Origin of the sequence: Sphingomonas sp. Leaf10, from assembly GCF_001421245.1 — a bacterium.
Classification (GTDB): domain Bacteria; phylum Pseudomonadota; class Alphaproteobacteria; order Sphingomonadales; family Sphingomonadaceae; genus Sphingomonas.
On record NZ_LMKE01000012.1, the window covers coordinates 105,098 to 105,339 of the forward strand.

Genomic DNA, 242 nt, shown 5'->3' on the forward strand with positions numbered 1-242 from the left:
TTTCAGGTCGATCGCGACGGCATCGCCAACGGCTCGAACTTCACGACGCTCGTCACTTTCGAGAACACCATCGCCAGCCAGTTCACCGCAGAGAATTTCGCAAGGCTTGCACCCGATGGCAGCGCCATTGCCGGACGCACCATTACCGGCACTGCTGGATCAGAGACGTTGACGGGCATGGCGGGCGACGACGTGATTTCCGGCCTTGGCGGGAACGATACGATCAACGGCGGCGCAGGTAA

1 pseudogene is annotated in these 242 nt (G+C 60.7%); it reads left to right on the top strand.

From position 1 onward, the window contains the following. Positions 1 to 242 (top strand): annotated as a pseudogene (locus ASE59_RS20090) (hypothetical protein); the annotation flags it as partial.